At 39.6% G+C, this 18,424-nt stretch carries 12 protein-coding genes and 1 pseudogene; all 13 read right to left on the reverse strand.

The features are described 5' to 3' along the window. Nucleotides 1-392, reverse strand: a 392-nt coding sequence (locus BSR11_RS08940) for a contractile injection system protein, VgrG/Pvc8 family (RefSeq protein WP_259741281.1), incomplete at its 3' end; no start/stop codon positions are given. Nucleotides 393-450: 58 nt separating this feature from the next. Continuing rightward, nucleotides 451-1,716: a type VI secretion system ImpA family N-terminal domain-containing protein gene (locus BSR11_RS08945; RefSeq protein ID WP_072670076.1), complete on the reverse strand. Its 1,266-nt coding sequence runs from the start codon at nt 1,714-1,716 to the stop codon at nt 451-453. 56 nt (nt 1,717-1,772) lie between these two features. Then, nucleotides 1,773-5,318, reverse strand: a complete 3,546-nt coding sequence (gene tssM / locus BSR11_RS08950; RefSeq protein WP_072670077.1) for a type VI secretion system membrane subunit TssM — start codon at nt 5,316-5,318, stop codon at nt 1,773-1,775. Between the two features lie 17 nt (nt 5,319-5,335). After that, on the reverse strand, nt 5,336-6,736 hold the full coding sequence (tssA, locus tag BSR11_RS08955; protein ID WP_072670078.1) for a type VI secretion system protein TssA: 1,401 nt from the start codon (nt 6,734-6,736) through the stop codon (nt 5,336-5,338). A 9-nt stretch (nt 6,737-6,745) separates the two neighbouring features. Further along, on the reverse strand, nt 6,746-7,354 hold the full coding sequence (vasI, locus tag BSR11_RS08960) for a type VI secretion system-associated protein VasI (protein WP_110168317.1): 609 nt from the start codon (nt 7,352-7,354) through the stop codon (nt 6,746-6,748). Nucleotides 7,355-7,401: 47 nt separating this feature from the next. Beyond that, complete coding sequence (locus BSR11_RS08965; RefSeq protein ID WP_072670080.1) at nt 7,402-8,964, reverse strand: sigma-54 interaction domain-containing protein; 1,563 nt, start codon at nt 8,962-8,964, stop codon at nt 7,402-7,404. Between the two features lie 2 nt (nt 8,965-8,966). Continuing rightward, a complete protein-coding gene (gene tssH / locus BSR11_RS08970) occupies nt 8,967-11,585 on the reverse strand; it encodes a type VI secretion system ATPase TssH (RefSeq protein ID WP_072670081.1) in 2,619 nt (872 codons plus the stop codon). A 22-nt stretch (nt 11,586-11,607) separates the two neighbouring features. Beyond that, the gene (gene icmH, locus BSR11_RS08975; RefSeq protein WP_072670082.1) at nt 11,608-12,381 is read right to left on the reverse strand and encodes a type IVB secretion system protein IcmH/DotU; all 774 of its coding nucleotides are present in this window, start codon (nt 12,379-12,381) and stop codon (nt 11,608-11,610) included. A gap of 2 nt (nt 12,382-12,383) precedes the next feature. Next, nucleotides 12,384-13,718 (reverse strand): type VI secretion system baseplate subunit TssK, encoded by a 1,335-nt coding sequence (gene tssK / locus BSR11_RS08980; RefSeq protein WP_072670083.1) that lies wholly within the window; start codon nt 13,716-13,718, stop codon nt 12,384-12,386. Between the two features lie 4 nt (nt 13,719-13,722). After that, on the reverse strand, nt 13,723-14,202 hold the full coding sequence (gene tssJ, locus BSR11_RS08985) for a type VI secretion system lipoprotein TssJ (protein ID WP_072670084.1): 480 nt from the start codon (nt 14,200-14,202) through the stop codon (nt 13,723-13,725). Between the two features lies 1 nt (nt 14,203). After that, a complete protein-coding gene (tagH, locus tag BSR11_RS08990; RefSeq protein ID WP_072670085.1) occupies nt 14,204-15,667 on the reverse strand; it encodes a type VI secretion system-associated FHA domain protein TagH in 1,464 nt (487 codons plus the stop codon). 3 nt (nt 15,668-15,670) lie between these two features. Beyond that, nucleotides 15,671-16,687, reverse strand: coding sequence for a type VI secretion system baseplate subunit TssG (gene tssG / locus BSR11_RS08995; RefSeq protein ID WP_167363656.1), 1,017 nt, complete (start codon nt 16,685-16,687; stop codon nt 15,671-15,673). Next, nucleotides 16,651-18,424 (reverse strand): annotated as a pseudogene (tssF, locus tag BSR11_RS09000) (type VI secretion system baseplate subunit TssF). Before tssF ends, tssG begins: the two are co-directional and overlap by 37 nt.

The raw sequence follows: 18,424 nt of genomic DNA on the forward strand, positions 1-18,424 counted from the left end.
AATAACGTGGCGATGATGTCGGGAGCCGTCTGGAGCTGAAAGATGCGGCTGTTATGGCGCAGCAATAAACGCTCTAAAGCGGGTACCAGCGTTAATCCATAAAAGGTATGGCGATGGCCAATGTTGCCTTGGCTAAATTGACGGACAATACCATGCACCCGCTGCACGAGTAAGCCATCACGCCACATTTCCAGCTGCGCCGTTTTATCAACAACGTCTAGCGCGGTTAAGTCTGAGCGACGACTGGCAAGCTGGATGTGGTAACGAAAACCATAACAGTGCTGACCATCCTGCTGGCTGTCCGACAGCGATTCGACACCTTGATATTTACGCACCATCAAGACATCGTCTGCCAACCCATCCACTTTTAGCCGAAAACGTAACCTTGCCATTTTGTGTTCCTTTCTTTTTTATTGTAATGTTAGATAAATTACTATTTGATAAAAGGTGTTATTCAATCATCTGAAGCTTCTGTTCAAGCTCAGCCATTTTCCAGGTCAAATTATTTAATCGATATTTTAAAATCATAAATTCTTCACTTGCCTGAGTTATCTGACCTTTTTTTATCAGATCCTCTACATAAGCCACTCGACCATAGATGGGTGATAAGCTGACTGCAAAATCTTCTAACGATTTGGTTTTTCTTTGCAATTCAGACAATCTCCCTTGCTGAGCAAGTAATGAGATATTGGCCATTTTAGTTCGTGTTTCACTAAACTGTTCAATAAATCGCTCAGTTTGTCGCAGAGCCTCTTGTTTTGTTGCTGAAAATTGTTGTTCAATTTCTATCACAGTATCTACATTTGGATAAACTCGTAATAAAGTATCTAATAAAGCTCTCGCTTCAACACGAGCCGCCCCAAAAGGTAAATCCATATTTTCTTCGATAACCTGTCGGTATAAAGGTACGATATCAATAGATAGTTGGTTAATTTTTGCGGGTGAGTTTTCCTGTTCGAATAGCATCACTTTTTCACTACTATTTAATATTGGCATTAACCTAGATTGCGCATAAGACTGAGCTTGAAGATCCGGTAAATAGGCGACTAAACCATACAGCAGTGCAGAGATTAAAACCCCTATAGAAAAATAGATGGTATACATAACGTACGAACGTTTTCTATACTTCTCCTGAACAACCAAATCAGTTTGTTCGTGACGTTTAAGTAAGGACTGATATTGCGTTTCTAAACGATCAATATGCTCAAAAATAGCAAATCCTACGCCATCAAAATCAACTAAATTATCTGGCTGTTGAGATTCTAAAATAGCATAAATACGCTCAAGAAATCGCTCACAACGATAGAGATCTCGTAAAGATTCATAGTTTGGATATAAATCCTTTAACTCTCTAACAACACGAGCATTAACCCAATCTAACACTTCTTTACGCATTTTAGCTGATTTTATATCTGGTTCTGATAAGTTACTTAAACAACTATTAAGTAACTCTAATCCATTTGCATAACCGACTAATCCTTGTATTTTTAAACAAGCAACGGTGTAATAACTACATAATAAAAGATCAATACCTGGACCTTTCGCTAAGGTTTCACAGGCATCTTTTACCAATGACCAATCAGTTCCACCAGAGAGAGGGTTGTTACGACGGTTGATCTCATCTCTGATCTTTTGATAAAGATCGATATTCCGGATACCAGAAGCATCATCTATTAAATGAAAACGAACTTGATCAGTAAATACAAAAATGGACATAGCTACAGCGTCCTGAGTTATTTGAGGAGTAATTCATCATCACTCCTCATAAAGGTTTAATATAGTGTTTTAGAGAGTTTAAATGATTTAAACAATCGTTCTGTAAATGGATTCACATCGGCTTCAGAATTCAGTCGGTAGATCATTTCTCCACCATCCACGATGAATTTGAAATCAACCGAAGTAGGGCTAGCTCCGACAACATCCCCTTGATCAAGTAAACGAAAGAACGCCCATGGTCCTTGAATATTAATACTCCGAGGAGACATGTTATTTTGAGTTGGTATCAGTGTAACTCTAGATACGGCTGATTCACGTAATGTATTTGGCCAAATTAGTTCTACACTCTCTCTAGGACCATGACCATAAGCCAAATATTGACCATCAACATTGAGTACACTGCGACGTTTATTATTACTGAGGCGTAATGGCTCAATTGAGAAGCTAACATCAACAATTCCTTTACGATTAAAGAATGCCTGCTGTATCTTTTTCGCTTGTTTGAGCTGTTCAAGGACATCTTTACGAATGATAGACTGGGCACTGTCATCATCGTGAACAGCGATATTTTCCTCAACAAACATTCTTAACTGATTATTGTAGAAGCTATCCAATGTACCGTTAGGCGCGAAGAAAGCCTCAAAATCAGATAATGAGCTATCTTTACTAGAATCGGAATTAAACGGATATCGCCCAGCCAATTTTTCTTCAAAGACTTTGTAAACATCATCATGCCAGCGAACTTCTAAATGCTTTATGGCTTCTTGTTTGACAACATACCAACTTTCATCAGCCAGTTTGGCTATCATGGTGTCTAATGGTTTAGGTAAACCAGAAGCAACCCGCTTAACCGTGTAAATAGGGTCAGAATTGACTAATCTAACACGTGCTTTAGTGGCATCAAGAGCAGCCATTCCAACATCAGGAGCTTGTTGAATGGCTTTTAGGTAGTTTTGCAACTCTTCAACCGCAAGAAGAACTTCGTTAATATAAGCAGGTCGATCACCAACTGGTTTGAGTAGCGTGTTAAGTTCAGCGAAAGGCGCATAAATCAAAGAAGCAACCTGATAACGAGGATTTCTGAGTAACTCTCTTTGTGCGGCTTCATCTCTAGGAAGCGTAGTATACATTTGTGTATTACTTTCTAATGCACGCAGTAAACGCTGCATAGGTTCAATATTACCGGTCAAGTTTTCTAATACCGATACAGCATCATTAATATCACGGAAATATTTTACGTTAATTTCATTTAACGCCGTTCGCCACGTATTCGCATAATCGGCCACATATAGATTTCTTATTTTTTCACGTAATGCTTGTTTATCTGCTTCACTAAATTGAGCTGATTTAGATTGACCTAGTACCCAACTATCAATCAAAGCTAGCTCAGATACTGATTCAGACTGAGGCATAAAGTAGTCTTCAAAGCCTTTTTTGGTAAGCATTTGTGGTATATATAAGGCGCTGCTATTAATGACTCTTTCTTCAAAAACGACATCAAATACTGGGCCAATAAGATTACGTAAATTTACCGATGGACCGAGCACCGTCTGTGCATTTAATTTTAAATTACGATAGACCCGTTGATCATTAGGCATAGAGCCAAGATCGTTCTGAACTTGAGCGATCACCCGATCATAGGGCTTCATCACCATATCAGCATTATGATCCCCATTCTCCCTGTGACCAGCAAGATCAGTATGCAGCATGGCATAATCTAAGTGGCCAAGTAGCTCCTCTTGAATTGAGCGCTGTCCTGCAAACTCTTGTTGCCAATACTTAGCAAAATAATCAAGGACATAGTCTTTATAGCGACCACTTTTATCAACCATCATCCTATAAACTCTTAATATTGCCAACTTTTCTTCATCCGTTGTTGCCTTATTAAGCTGGACAACGACGTCGGCCATGAGTAAAGGTAAAAATCGACTTTCTAATAAATTAAGATAAGTCGCCTCAACCATAGGTCCAATAGTATGACCTTGATATAAGCCAAAATCGGAAATGTACTTCGGTTTATCTCGAAAGAAACCAAACTCTAAAGTCGCTTGACGAATTTTATTTAATGGCTGCAATACATCTTGTTGAGATGATAAATAAATATTCGATGGGAACTCATTTTTATACTCATTAACTTTAGTCAATACTGCATCGGATTGTTTTACGTTATTTAGATAATAACGATGCCAATTGCCAATTAATAAAACGGTTGCAATAGAACAAGCTAACAGTGACAAACCAATTAAACGACGTTTTTGCTTAGCTACTCGAAAATTATCTGACGCCAAGCCTGCTTCAGGATAAATAATGTTATTAAATAGTTTCTGAGTAAAATAAACGGTTGAGTTTTTTGCTTGTTGAGCCTTATTAATAGCATGTTCTAAGCCATAACGGCGTGATGCTGCATCATCAAAAGCATTAGTCGGCACCCCTTGTTGATATACAGAGGTAAAGTAAGCTCCACGAACTAAAGCAGAGGTAGAAAACTGATCGCTGGCGAGAGCATCATTAAAAAACTGCAATAAAATATCTTTCAGACCAGAGATTTGGCGAGTAAAACTGTAAATAGCATTACGTTCATCCAAACTCATTGGAGTCGATACTGCATGAGGTAAAGCATCATTAATTCTTTCTATAAATTGGCTATAATCATCGGTAAACTCATTGAGCCAATTATCTAAGTCATTGATCGAATCCAACGAGAAGGTAAAACCTAATACATCTTCACGCTGACTGCGTGAATAGTTTTTAAAGAACGGTTCAAAACCATGCAGTAAATCTAATTTGGTTAACGCAATGTAAACTGGTAAACGAGTGGAGAGTGTCTCCATTAATTCACGCAAACGCGCACGCAACAGGTTAGCATAAGCTTTGCGTTCCGTGGCGGTTGCAGTGGCCAAATGAGAAACATCTAATGTTAATACGATACCGTTGAGTGGTCGACGACTGCGTGTTTTTTCCAACCAATTAACAAAATGAAGCCATAACCGGCGTTCCATAACACCATCATTTTCATCACTCTGCTTACCTTGTGTCAGTAATTCACCATCAGGATCAATAAGTACAGACTCATCACCGATCCACCAATCAAATGAGTACGGATTCTCACTTTTTTTACCCGATGCTCTCATCACGGAAGAAAAAACAAAGTTTTGTCCAGAACGGTTAATTAAGCTAGTTTTACCTGCATTTTCTAGTCCCAACACCAAATACCATGGTAAAGCATAGAGGTAATTACGTTTATTAAGGTTTTCTTTCATGCTAAGCATGACTTGATTTAATTCAACCTCTTGACGCTCTTCATAAGCTTTTATAGGGTCTTCGCGTAACTGCTCTTCACGTTTTTGTTCTGCTTTAAAACCCTGCAGTTTCTGCCACTGCCAAATGCCCCATATAGCCAGAGAACCTAGAGTAAATAAACTACTTGTCACCGCTCGCGCTGCTACTGAGTCAAGTGGCTTATTACCCGAAATCTCCACCCAAGGGCCCATCCACCAAATGGCCACATTCAACAAAATAAAAATACTGAATAACAAAATAGGCATTGCAGCTGCGATACCAGGCTTTAATTTTCTCGCGATCCCAACAATATATTTCCACATGGGTTTTTGTCCTTCGTTTACTCTGACGTTGTGTATCGTTCTAATTGCTCAACTAATGAGGGTTCCCAATCTGTCACACTCATTTTTGTAATTTGAGTGTGTAATGTTTGGTACTGCTCTTTCGCCATCGCATCTAAATTATTAGTATTTAATAAATCAGCAGATAATAGTCGCCAATAAAACTTATCTCTTGGTTCACTAGCGCTCACTAAGCCATCATTTAGCATAGACAGGGCGACAGCAATGCCCCCCTCTTTCGCCAATGTCAGTGCTTCTTTTCGCTTTTCTTGCCAATCACCAGCGACTTGCCCTTGAGTAGTCGTTTGTTGCTGACTCAATAACCATTCTTTTACACTATGATTAACAAAAGGCTCTCCACCTTTAAACTTCAAATCGATTAATGTGGGCAAACGAGCGATAAATTGCTGAGTTTCCGTCAAAATCGCCTCACACCACTCTTTTTTACCCAAGCTATGCGCAATCTGATAGCTCATCATCTGTCCTTCGAACCAATAGGGTGCCATCGTCAAACTTTGTTCGACTTTTCTCCATAGTGCTAAATCCGGACTGCGCATTTGATCGTGGTATTCTTTTACTCGCTCTTGTGCCATCGCGCGGAGTAAAGTCTCACCATGCACATCGTGTTCAGGTAAAGAGGTTATCGACGACCATACCGCATAACGTCTGATACGTATTGCCAAGGCACTTCCAAACTCCTGTTCCGAAAGAAACTCTGCCACTTTAAGTAAGGTTTGCTTTGTTGCTTTATCACTTGAGCTATCTATGGAGATCACACTGGGTGTCGTTACCGATTTTCGCTCAATATCCTGAGTTGGTTGAACGGTTTTTGTTACTTGCTCTCGCTCAATAGTACGCTGCAGCTTGCTATGAATTTGGCTCATAAGGCTATCGATACTATCGGACATGAGTCCAAGTCTCGTGACTGACGCTTTCCATGACTCCAGAGCCACCGTTAAATCATCACGTTCTTGCATATCAAATTGAGAAAAATCTAATTTATCAATCACTAACGATAAGCGTTGAACAATTTGACTAAAGAATTTACGGCGAGGCAGCGCCCCTCTTTTTCCTGGCGCAGGAAAACACTCCTCCCAATATAAAGTCATAAAGTCGTTTAGGATTTGTAGTGAAACGATAAAACGCGCAGGAGAAACTCGATAATGAAGGCACTGCAATAAATAAATAAGCAGTTTAAGATCTTTGCTTCTCTCACTGAGTAATTTAAGCGAACTGTGTTCAACTTCATCCCATTGAACGCTGGCATGAGAAAGTGACCCTACCTTCATCATTTGATCTTCAACAAAGTCAAACAATGGATCGTCAATCAATCTTTCACCAACAGGGTTAGCCTCTTGGATTGGTTGAGTGACACAACGTCGATAATCAGTTAATTCCATTTGGGCTCCTTACCAACCACAACGTGTTCTTAATGCACCCAACGATTGCGAAAGCTCACTAGTATCAAATCGCAAACCATCGATAAATGGAGAATTAGAACGTAGCATAAGCATTTTTCCACTAGCCATGGCTCTCATCATATCAATAGCTGGCATTCCTCTTCCTGATGAAAATAACAGCCCCAAATCGTCACTGCGCCAATACTGGACTTCCGTATTAGCAATAGAAAGTTGGATACGAGGATCATCAATCGCACTTGGCAGAGCCAATTCTACTCGACTTAAATTATCGATACAGCTCATCAGCAATACTGGTTTAGCATTATCCGGAAAGTGAGTGGTTTGATTTAAGGCGAGCAATGTAATCCAGGCGTTCGTTTTCTCACCCTCTCCTTCGGTTGTCAGATGATAAGCATCTCCCTCTTGATATTCACTCAAACTATTAAACGCACGCTGCCATGACAATGGCGTATTATTTTCTATCACTCTAGGAAGCATTTGATTCACTGGTGTCGCAAATAAGGAGTCAAAACAATTAAGCCTATCCAAACGTGAGGTAATGACTGTACAGGCATTTGCTTGCTCCAACACTTGATTAGATGCACTGACAGAGGTCATCGAGAGACTAAAAAGCACACTGATGAAAAATAGGAAACGTATTTTACTCATGGGGTTTTAATCTCCAATTTTTGGCATTTGTAAGCCAATGTACGTTTAGGAATACCCAGACTTTCCGCGACCTTAGCTCTATCACCAGAAAAATATTGTAATCTTTCACGGATGATTCGAGATTCAAACTCATTAACAGCTTGCTTTAGATCTCCAATGGCGACATGATTTAATTTCTTGCCCTCATCCTCAATAATTTCTTGTGAAGAGAACGAATCCTCTGACACAGTAGTCATGCTCGATAAACGATGACTAAAACACGGTTCTTCTATTTGCGTACCATCAGCGGTTTGTGCACAAGCAAACTCAATAAGATGCTTCAGCTCTCTAACATTGCCTGGGAAGTCATAAGACTTAAGGCAGTCGAGCGCTTGGTAATGTAACCCTCGAATATTAGTTTTATGTCGCAAATTAAAGCCATCTACAAAATATTGACTGAGTAACTCAATATCATCGAGCCTAGTAGCTAAAGGAGGCAAGATAATAGGATATTGAAATAAACGGTAATATAGATCCTGACGAAATGCTTTCTTACGCACTTGATCCAGCAGGTTGACATGGGTTGCAGACACTAGACGAAAGTTAGAAGACTGCTCTTTCTTACTTCCAAGAGGCCTGAATAACTGCGTTTCAAGGACACGTAGTAACTTAGCTTGCAGCGTAAGTGGCATATCACCTATTTCATCTAAAAACAGGGTTCCGCCATTGGCTTGCGCGATTAAGCCTTGTTTATCCTTATCAGCACCAGAAAACGCCCCCTTACAATAACCAAATAATTCACTCTCTAATAAATTTTCAGGAATTGCAGCGCAATTAATCGCGATAAAAGGCGCCTTATTTCTAGTAGAGAACTGGTGTATTGCTTGAGCAACCAATTCTTTTCCTGTACCTGTTTCCCCTTGAATCATAACTGATAGCTGTGAGGGCGCTGCATTAATAACCTGTTCACGTAATTTATGCATTACGGAACTGTTTCCGATCAATGTGGTTGCTAAATTAGCAAGCAATGTGCGATGAACATGATCATTACGTACATCAGACAAAGACTCTGATAGTTCATAACGACTTTGTTCCTCACGTAGAATTTTATTCAACAATAACCATTGATGATTAAATACCTCTAAATATTTAATAAATGGTGGCTGTTCAAACAATCCTCTCAACACACTATGCTGGCCAATTAAGAACAATATGGCATGAACTTGATTATCATCATTCATTAGTGGATGTATGACGACGCTATCTTGCCTACCGACTCGATCAGTCAGTTGACTAAAATAATGGTTAGAACGCCAAAACACCAATTCATTGATGGTCAAATGCATTCGCTTAGCTGATTGTAAAACATGCGCAAAAGGACACTCAAAATCAGTGACAGACCAACTGAAATTGAGTGAATCATTTTGAGGCACTAAAGTGCGACCATCTGCGCTAGGAGCAAGAAAAAGACAGGTATCTAATCCTTGCTCTCGCTGGATTATTTCCACGAATAGCGCGGCTAATTGGCTAGTTTTTTTGGCTACAATAAGCTCGGTTGCAAAAGCTAACCAGTGGTTCATTATTACTCAACCTCTCCAATAAACTCACCATTTTCGGCAGCTAAATAGATACGTTGAACTGGCTGCTTGTCAGCAAGTTTATTTAATAAAGCTAATGAAATGGGCGGTAATAATTGCCCTTCGATAATCGCTTCAAGCATACGAGCTCCATTTTCAGAACGTGTCGCACGATTTAAGATCTCTTCGATCAAGCTATCTTTAATCACGACCTCTGCTGAGTACCGTTGTTTAAATAGTTGTTCGAGTCGAGTCAATTTACCTCGTACAATCTGTTCTAAAACCTCTTTATTGAGTGGTAAGTAAGGAATAATTTCCATACGAGCAAGTAATGCAGGTTTAAAAAATGCAGCTAATTCAGGATATAGCTGTTCATCCAATAATTGAGGTTGCTGAGCATAATCAACAATAGTTTGATAACCGAGATTGGAAGTAAGGAAAAAGACAATATTTTGGCAATCAATTAATCTACCTTCACCGTCAGCCAATTCACCTTTATCAAATGCCTGATAAAACAAGTTGAGCACTTCGGGATGCGCTTTTTCTACTTCATCTAATAACACAACAGAATAAGGCATTTTACGAATGGCTTCGGTAAGAATACCACCTTCACCATAGCCTACATAACCAGGTGGAGAACCGATTAAACGTGAAACCGTATGTTTTTCCTGATACTCAGACATATTAATTGTGGTTAAAAATTGCTTTCCACCGTATAATTGTTCAGCAAGTTGGACAACCGTTTCTGTTTTACCCACACCGCTAGGACCAACCAATAAAAAGGCTCCTTTGGGACGTCCAGGGCGACGCAAATCTGCACGAGCGGTTAAGAGATGGTGATGAACTCGCCCTATAGCCGTGTCTTGTCCTTTAATGACTTCACTTAAAATAGAGGTGAGATGAGTAATTTTATGTAACTCATCACTGTTCATTTGATCAACAGGCACACCTGTCCAATCAGCAATCACTTCTGCGATCTGTTGGGCATCAACTTGTGGATGCATTAAACGTTCCGAATGCGGAATATTATCTAATGTTTGGTACTCCGCTCGTAGTTGGCTCAATAACTCATCACGTTCCACTTGAGTTTCTTCACTCTGACTACCCGAGTCATCAAGAAGCTGTTCGCGCAGTGTAATAATCCGACCAATGATCGTTTTCTGCTCTTGCCAACGTTGCGTTAACTCTGCTTTTTCAGCTTCATCGCTGGCTTCCTGATTACATAACTCGTCTAAACGATGCGTATCTACAACTTGGCCTAAGTATTGAGCACGCTTAAGCATATCAATTTCTAACTGTCGTTGATGACAGGCAGTTTCAAGTTGGGCTAAACGCTTAGGAGGAGTGGTAATATTAATAGCAATACGTGCACACGCCGTATCCAACACGTCAATGGCTTTATCCGGAAGTTGCCTACCTGAAAGGTAACGAGCTGAGAGCTCCGCGGCAGCTTTCAATGCATCATCAGTAATCAATACGTTGTGGGCTTTTTCGTAAACACGATTCAATCCGCGTAGAATATCGACGGCTTGCCCAATGCTTGGTTCTTCTAATTTCACCAATTGAAAACGACGAGTCAGAGCTGGATCTTTTTCAAAATATTTTTTGTACTCTTTCCAAGTGGTCGCTGCAACGGTACTCAGCTCGCCTCGAGCAAGGGCTGGCTTAAGCAAATTAGCCGCATCACTCCCACCTTCTTGATTACCAGAACCAATTAAAGTGTGGGCTTCATCGATAAATAGAATGATGGGTTTCGGGGAGGTTTTGATAGCATCAATAACGCCTTTGAGGCGCTTTTCGAATTCACCTTTTACCGATGCCCCTGCTTGTAGTAAACCCAAATCAAGCGAACACAACTCCACGTTTTGCAGTTGCGTAGGTACGTTACCTGAGGCGACACGAAGTGCAAGACCTTCAATCATCGCACTCTTTCCGACACCAGCATCGCCGACCACAATAGGGTTGTTTTTACGTCGACGGCATAAAATATCAATCATTAAATTGAGTTCGTTTTCACGACATAAGACTGGATCTAACTCACCATTACGAGCTTGCTCAGTAATATTGGTACAGTATTTATGTAAAGGAGAAGAAGATGCCGAATCCAGCGGCATCACCCCCTTAGAACCTGATTTATTTTTATCAACCACCGATTCTGCAGAATCTTGTAATAAGGTATCAAAGCCTTTTTTTAGGCTCTCTTTGTTAATATTGTCAAAAATACGGATCAAATTTAGTGGTAGATAGCGATCCGCCCGCATTAACGCGGCCAAAAATATCACACCGGAACGGAGTTGATTTTGATTAAGCTCTGTCGTGGAAAGTAGCCAAGCTTCTTGCAATAGCTCAACCAAAAGTGGGGAAAATGCCGGATAAGTATCCAACACTTGCTCACGAGCATAACTAGCACTAATCGCATGCTTAATCGCGTCCACATCTAAATTAGCTTGCTTAGCTATAAGACGTACATCTGAAAGTGGGTTTTCAAGCAACACATGCAAAAAGTGCTCATAAGTCACCTCTGGATGCTGACGTTCAATACATAAAGACGCAGCTTGCTCCAGTGCTAGCTTACTTTGTGCATTAAGTTTTGAAATTAACGTGGGTAATTCAATACGGATCATTATAATAACCTAGCCTTTATAATTAGAGTATTTGGTTTAATTGATTTAAAACATCAGAGGATTTAGTATGTAACAAATAAGAATAACCTAAAAACACACCCCCCCAAATAATTAAGAAGCCGAGCAAAACTGACCAAATAGGCAACTGTCGACTTAACTTATATTTAGATTTCACAACATGCTCAGTCGCAGAGGTTAATTCTTTTGGCTCATTATCATCAAGAGAGTTAATAATATTATGTAAACGACTGATCACTTTTTCACGCTCATTACGACCATTATCCATTACACGATATTTACCTTCAAAACCTAAAATCAAACAATGATAAATAAACTCTAGTAACAGGCGGTAACGTTCAGGCTCACCTTCTAAACGGCTGAGAATAGTAAATACCTTTTCACCTCCCCACGTTTCATTGTGAAAACGCGATAACATTGAATGCTCAGCCCACAAGCTTGAAGATCCCCAATCAGTTCCCATAACCGCTTCATCAAGAACAGCACACAAAATATAGCGATAAGCCATCAATATAGCGTGATCAAAGCCTTGTTCAGTCAATTCAATCTCAATAGCCTTGATCTCTTCAATTGCCTGTTTATAAATTTGCTCAATATTGGCACACTCAGTCAAGCTTCTTACACGCAACGCTAGACCAAATAAAGGAGTCGCAGCATCAATTAAGCTATTTGAATTATTGCCTCGTAATTGAAACCAATAATCTTGGTCATGATTCATTTGTTCAGCACTATCGAACAGAAGCCCACTATATTGAGTATTTTTTTTATTCACTTCCATGATTAGTTCCTAATTGCCCAAAATTGAAGATCAAGATCATCGAACGCTCCCGCCACATGGAAAGCAAAGCCACTTGAATGGGCCAACATCGCCCATGCCGAACTCGTTTTATCCAACTGATAATAAGTATAACCAGCGTGATACGGCAATTGTCTAGGAGCGACAGGCAATGCTGTAATTGGAATACCTGGCAGTTGAAGAGAAATAAGCTCACGGATTTTTTCCACCGATGATACTTTCGTCTGCTGGGTAAATAATCGACGTAATTCATCAAGTGGCATGCGAGCTTTCACCGCAATAATGAATTCAGCACTTTCGATCAACTGAGGGTCATGAATTGGGGCAACCATTAATCCATACTTACGCTTGTCTAGTTGAATAGAAACCGCTCTCGGTTCTAGAACAATGCTTAGGCTTTGTCTTAAACTACGAATTAAAGGTTGAAAAGACTGACTCGGCATTTCATGATTATAACTTGGAATCGTTGGTGGTAATCGACTTTCATCAGTGAAGGTTGCCAATTCTCCACAAACACTCGCAAGGCATTCAAACAAACGTTCAGGATGTAAACTACGTAGCTCAGCTAAGTGTTGCATCTGTGGTTGTAAACGGTTTAGTGCTTGTAACAACATAAAATCCGAAACATCAGCCACACCACCTTGTGATGGTGCACTAATACGTTGTGCAATATTTTTGGCACGCTCTCGCATTAATCCTGAGATTTCATTAATAAAACGGTGAAGTGACGGATTACTTGCTACATTAATATGACACGGAATAAAATCAGGGTCTAAAACAATACTTCCATCAGGACGTTTCTCCATAATACGCGCAACCGCAATAGAGGCATAAGAGCTACGATCTTCTTTTTCGAGCATTAGCTGAATACGAACTGGAGAGACATCTAACGTTGTCGTATCGCCTCTAACGGTATGCACATCACGCACTTCTAAACGGCTGCTAACAAATCGGCCAGTCCCTCTTTCTTCAGGCCAATTAATCTCCATCAATGAATCACTGCGTAATGGAATAGCTAGGTAGACGAGTTGGTTAGCAAGAGAAGCATCTTCAATTTCTAAAGCATCAGGTAATACGTCTTCTTGAGGAATACGAAAAACCGTCCCATCAGGCATAATACCAACTGCACGTTCAATAGCGATACGACCGAAAGAGAGATACTCAGGGTTAAGTGATAACTCAGAAACACCATGTAAATAGCGACTTACGGATAAAATTCGCTCATCTATATGATATTCTAAAAAACGTTGTTGCTGCTGGAAATGCTGGGGCTTAATAAACAGTCCTTCATTCCAAATGACACGATTACGCGCAAACATCTTGTTACTCCACTCTTTTCAGTTTTACATCGTAGTCTTTGAAATACATCAAAAGATGATACTCCCTACCCTTATTCAATACTTTTACTGCTTTTTTCCATTCACTTAATTCTGGTTCAGAAAAATGCGCCATCACTCCGATATAATTAGTATTTTCATTAATTTCAAAAGAGTTAACGAATTTAAATTGATCGGGTGTCAACACATAATCGTAAATAGCAATAAAATTACTACGCAATGCTTTTTTATAATCTGCTTTAATTTGGTCATAATCTGCTGACATAAACATTGAGTCATCTCTAAGCTCAAATACTTGTATTTCTACCGGGGAAGCTTCTCCCCAAATATTTGGATTAGTTCCTTCATCACTAACCAAACTAAATGTAACCTTCGTAGGCTGTTTAGCCGGTTCATATTTTTCTGATGAACTACACGCGCTTAACATCGTCAATAGTATCAACAGAATAAAAGACCTTTTATTCACACTATAGCTCCAATTGCTTTTCGCGAATTTTCTTATCGTACGACTGCTCAAAGATTTCCCAAAATAACTTTTCAAAACCCTTCTGACGATGAGAGGTCAACTCTTGGTAATAATGGCAGTACATATCCCATGCCCATGAGTCTGATGTTTGGTTTTGCTTATCACTATTTCGTTTATAATGCTCAAAACGACGTAATAGTACTTGTGGGGAGAATGCATTAAGAATTTGATTTAAAGCTTCACTGGTTGCGTGTTGCATTGCTTCATTGTGATTACGAATATTTTTTAAACTCTCAGAAATAGCGGCAGGTGCAGATAAATGGACTAAGCTTTTATCTGCATCATAGAGTGTTCGAATAGTTTCTGCATAAGATAATCCTAAGCGAAGTGGGTTGTCCTCTATCGGTTGCAAGTTACGGTTCATCATACCGAAGCGGCTTTCACTGGCTTGTTGATGCAACTCTAGCAAACCTTTCACACAAGCTTGTAATGATTGTCCAAGTTCTTCCGATAACATATGCATTCTAGCCATATCATGGCTGTTCGCTACTTCCACCCCCAATCCTGTTAACATCGGACCGGTGAGTAAATGATTCACGCTCGTTGGCTGTGCACTCTCTACTTCTTTTTGGGGTTGATAATTTTTAGCGACTTCTTCTTCTAATAAATCTAATACATTTTCGTCCATATTTAAGCCCTCTGATGCGTTTTCATTACTGTGGTTAGCATTAAAAGATGTTGATTGCTGAGAAGCCTCATCCACTGATGCAACATTTTCAATGCGATTCTTTTTACCTAAACCAAGAATTTTCTTTAAACGAATGGATGATGTCATTTCGTACTCACTATCTGCTTGTGGTGTAAATTGAAGCGATGCACTTCCTTCATCATAATTAGATGCTAACCATTCTTTTTTTTCAGCGTTCTTTGGTAAGTCATCTAATAATGATTGCTCTTCATTTGTCTCATTTATTAAATTATCTAGAGCAATTAGAGGGTCTACAAAGGTTGTTTGAACATCAACATCAATACTACGCATTTCATGCCAATCAGCGTCTTTAAGTAATTCTATCCCATTATTTTCGAACAATTCCTCAAGAGATCCATGAGCTAATAAATCACTCTCGCCAATAGACTCCAAAATGATTCGAATTAAATAAGATCCAATCCTAACCTCATCTTTATGCTCTAACTTGGCAAACGATCCTCTCCCTAAAGGCATGTGAGAACCATTGATATAGGTATGACCACATAAATCCTGAAGACAGAAAGCACCATCTATAACACTAACACCACAGTGTCTAGGATGTATTTGACCTTTTGAATCAATCAGATACCAATCTACATTATTATTTTCAGATCCAATAATTCCACCTTGCGTTGTAAAAACACATTGTGCTGATAGTCCCGACTCAAGTAATTGGGTATTGGTAACTATCATAGAAAGCGTCCGATTCTTCTGCATGTTTTACTGCCTTACCTGTATAAGCACATTCTTGTCAGAGGCTTCACTACCTAGAAAAGATGACCAACCTAGCGCTACCCCACTATCACGAGATAAACTCATCACCGGAACTTCACTTTCATCCATCGTTAATTCAAGATCGTACGCCATTTGCTCTCGTAAAATAAACTCAACTAATTTACATAGTGGCTGATACTCTTTACCTGACGGTAAAAAGTCTGCGAATCGTTCGCGAGTTAAGTTTTTTATACAAATAATGAATTTACCATTACAGTCCATTACTGATTCACCTAACATAGTATTAATACCCAACTCACCATTCTGCTTACCTAGACTCATTTGCTGATCAGTTGCTATATTGACTTTTCTTCTTATCCACTGGCGAATACTAACCTCTTTTAAATCGAAGCAATGAGCTATGATTCCCGCCACAACCTGAGGAGAACGACTTCGTCCAGCCAAAGTACCCGCATAAGCGAGCATCTTGCACCAGTTAATCGGAGTTTCTCCTCGAAGATCTGCATCACCTAAGCCTACTAAAGAGAATAACTGTGATGAAAATTGATCCTGAGCTCCAACTTGAAAACGCACGTAATAGCGATATTTCCGCCATACTCGATAAACTAAGCTAATCAGTCGATTATTAAAAAAATCTAAAAACGGACGTTTAAATCCTCCGGGCTCTTCTTCCACTAATTGCTGTAAAAAAAAACCAGGGAGAGGAGACTGTGCACCAGTTAAACCAAAAAAATTTGTTTGCAGAATTAAGCGATCATCTTTTCGTTCATATAGCTCTGTTACATCCGAAGGTGCAAAGCCTAAACTCGGGTTCGCACTGAATACCAATTGACAAGTTCGTTCCCAATCTTCTGATTCCGGATTAGAAGAGTAAAGTTTTTGAAGTAGCTCAACCAATTGATAAAAATTATACACTCTTACATCATTAGGTAACTGAGCAGAAGACTCTTGCAACATCGGCATCTCTATATTAATGGCTGCATTCCTGTTTGTGTTCCCCATGTGTACTTCTCTTGATTAGATGCATTAATAACTATTAACTCATGAAAAGAGTTAATACTGGCATAAAGAGCAAAAAAGTGACTGAGTACCGTACCAAACAGGTATAACTCTCCCTCTGAACCAAAGCAATTTTGATCAATGTGAATCGTAGATTGCAAACCTCTTACAGGTAAGCCGCGCAAGATTTTATCAACGGGCTGTGATTCAATTTTTTGAATACCCTCAAGGCGTAAACGCGCAACTCGTTCTGCTTGTCGATCAACCAACGCTCTAAAGTCGTAAGCACGAAGTACACTACTTAATGCATCTTTTGAAAGAAGAGAAAGATAATTGAGCGATAAATTAGAAATCAACACCCATAGCAAGCTACCATCAAGCACCGGCCGTAGTGATTGAGATGGAATAGTAATATTACTGAACGTTGCAAATGGTGGTGAGCTATCGGTCGGTTGACAGATATCGCCAATACCAAGTTCTAATGGTAGTAAACGATTAGTGCAGGTCAGTTTGATTGATACCGCTTCATCAATCTGCATGGATTGAGTTTCATCACCACGAATAAATGAGATAAAATTGTCAAAACCGTCTCCTCGAATACTATCCTTAACCCGAGTTCGGTAATACAGCGCTTCACGATGGCGAACACGTTCAACTTCATGTTGAAAGCTTTCAAATGCAGAATAAACACGTTTTTCACCACGAATTCTTTGGCTATCCTGCGTTTTATCTTGCCATCCATAAACACTATCAACACTAAATACTTCATAATGTGAAGGATAACGACTGGATGGAACAATCCGGTATTCTGAACGTTTACCTGTTAAATCTATAGGATCTGCATCGTGGTCAAATAAATTGATCACTGGGGTACAATATAATTGAAAGTTCTCTTGTCGTACTCTAACGTCTGCAGGCAGAGTTTTAGAAAAACAAATCTTTAATTTGAACGTTCCTGATACTGACTTAGGTACCACACTCGCTAAACGCGTGATATCAAAAAAATGGAAGGCTTCAGGAAAAGCAAGATACTCTTGTAATATTCGATAGCCTTCATAGACATTCGATGGATAGGGCAACAATGATTGCTCACTATTGAAACCAACTGTTTTGAACGTATTTGGGGGAAGAGTAAACTCTGTCCCTGCAACGTCAATTACGATTTTATCGAGATAATGATTAAGCCATAAATACAGCATTTGAGAGCTATATTTATCTCCTCCTAAATAAAAACGCAGATCATTGAGATGAGCATCACCAACACTCACCTCATCTATCATATTGAGAGAAACTTCAATAACCGTTGCCTCACGGGTATGGTGTGCTGTAACTCCCATACATTCCAACGGATAAATCTCCACATCACGACATGTTCTAAAATGGCATTTAGTCTCAAATACTGGCTTACTATCTAACTGCGTGCTGCGTGCCACGTGCGATCGTTTGTTTCTCACTAATACTCTGCGGAGTAAAAGAAACAATGCTCATACTTGGCACTGGACGCAAATAATTTGGCCATAGCATATTAATAATTGAGTGGGTTAGCTCTGGAAACTCATCTTCTACTTTTTCACGCAGACGAGCAGTCAGGAAGGCAAACCCTTCTAATAGTCTCTCGACATCAGGATCTGTGTTTCTACCGTGCAAAAAACGAGACAACTGAGGATGAATTTCAGTAAAGTGTTTTCCCTGTTCTTTAAGGAAAGCAAGCTCTTCTCGGAAATACTTATCTTGAGCCAT

This window comes from Vibrio injensis (assembly GCF_001895205.1).
Taxonomy (GTDB): domain Bacteria; phylum Pseudomonadota; class Gammaproteobacteria; order Enterobacterales; family Vibrionaceae; genus Vibrio; species Vibrio injensis.

What these genes read in the sequence shown, in the direction of transcription:
- BSR11_RS08945 (WP_072670076.1), bottom strand. Translation starts at nt 1,716, where the DNA reads ATGTCCATTTTTGTATTTACTGATCAAGTTCGTTTTCATTTAATAGAT.
- tssM (WP_072670077.1), bottom strand. Translation starts at nt 5,318, where the DNA reads ATGTGGAAATATATTGTTGGGATCGCGAGAAAATTAAAGCCTGGTATC.
- tssA (WP_072670078.1), bottom strand. Translation starts at nt 6,736, where the DNA reads ATGGAATTAACTGATTATCGACGTTGTGTCACTCAACCAATCCAAGAG.
- vasI (WP_110168317.1), bottom strand. Translation starts at nt 7,354, where the DNA reads ATGACCTCTGTCAGTGCATCTAATCAAGTGTTGGAGCAAGCAAATGCC.
- BSR11_RS08965 (WP_072670080.1), bottom strand. Translation starts at nt 8,964, where the DNA reads ATGAACCACTGGTTAGCTTTTGCAACCGAGCTTATTGTAGCCAAAAAA.
- tssH (WP_072670081.1), bottom strand. Translation starts at nt 11,585, where the DNA reads ATGATCCGTATTGAATTACCCACGTTAATTTCAAAACTTAATGCACAA.
- icmH (WP_072670082.1), bottom strand. Translation starts at nt 12,381, where the DNA reads ATGGAAGTGAATAAAAAAAATACTCAATATAGTGGGCTTCTGTTCGAT.
- tssK (WP_072670083.1), bottom strand. Translation starts at nt 13,718, where the DNA reads ATGTTTGCGCGTAATCGTGTCATTTGGAATGAAGGACTGTTTATTAAG.
- tagH (WP_072670085.1), bottom strand. Translation starts at nt 15,667, where the DNA reads ATGCAGAAGAATCGGACGCTTTCTATGATAGTTACCAATACCCAATTA.
- tssG (WP_167363656.1), bottom strand. Translation starts at nt 16,687, where the DNA reads ATGGGGAACACAAACAGGAATGCAGCCATTAATATAGAGATGCCGATG.